This window comes from Mesorhizobium sp. M7A.F.Ca.AU.002.02.1.1 (genome assembly GCF_003998535.1).
GTDB classification, from domain to species: domain Bacteria; phylum Pseudomonadota; class Alphaproteobacteria; order Rhizobiales; family Rhizobiaceae; genus Mesorhizobium; species Mesorhizobium ciceri.
Genome location: NZ_RZPB01001317.1, coordinates 1 through 898 on the forward strand (window position 1 = coordinate 1; position 898 = coordinate 898).

General features: G+C 67.4%; 2 pseudogenes. Both read right to left on the minus strand.

Features of this window, described 5'->3' with window-relative positions:
• Positions 1-482: pseudogene (locus EN879_RS37400) on the minus strand (DNA polymerase III subunit delta'); the annotation flags it as partial.
• Positions 479-898: pseudogene (locus EN879_RS37405) on the minus strand (thymidylate kinase); the annotation flags it as partial. The pseudogenes EN879_RS37400 and EN879_RS37405, both read right to left, overlap by 4 nt.

An 898-nucleotide genomic window follows, 5' to 3' on the forward strand; every position in this document is an offset into this window, starting at 1 on the left:
GCATTGGCGGCATTGGTGTTCATGTCGTCGGCGGGGTCGACGATGACGACCCGGTAGCTGCCGTCATGCGAGGTCAGCGACAGGAAGCGGCTGACCTTGCGGATCTCATCGACGGTGACGACCGTCTTGAAACTCTTGGTCTTGTCGTTCAGCGGCCGGGTCAGATGCAGCACGGAAGGATGCGCCCCGGTGGCGATCTGGCGAAACAGCGACGACGCCGGATCGGGAGCGGCAAGGCTTTCCGGCGCCTGCGCGAAATCCGGGTGCTTCAGCAGATGATGCGCAAGGTGGAAGGCGAGCGTCGCCTTGCCGATGCCGACTGGCCCGGAAAAGATCAGCGCATGCGGCAGCTTGCCGGCGCGATAGGCGGCGGTGAGCACGCCTGCAGCCTGGCCGTGCCCGACCAGAAGGGGCGTTTCGGAGGGCTCCGGCACGCCGTCGAGCGTGTCGTGCTGCTCGGGTGCGATGCGCTCGAAGATCATGCCGGCGTCGCCTGCCTGTCGCGTGCCGGCGCTCTCGCCGCCAGCGCCGCGAACACTGCCGCGGTGACGACGTTCTCAACCGCGTCGGGCTCGGCGGCTGCGTCGACGACGATGCAGCGCTCCGGCTCGGCCTTGGCGATCGCCAGAAACGCCTCGCGGCGGGCCTGGTGGATCGCCAGCGTCTCCTTTTCGAAACGGTCGGCGACTGCCTCGGCGCCGCGCCGCAGCGTTGCGCGCCTCAGGCCTTCCGCTGGGTCGATGTCGAAGATCAGCGTCATGTCCGGCATCATGCCGTTGATGGCGACCTGTTCCAGCGCATCCATGAACGCCGGATCGATGCCGCCGGTGACGCCCTGATAGACGCGTGAGGAATCGAGGAAGCGGTCGCAAAGCACGATGGAGCCACGCTCGACCGC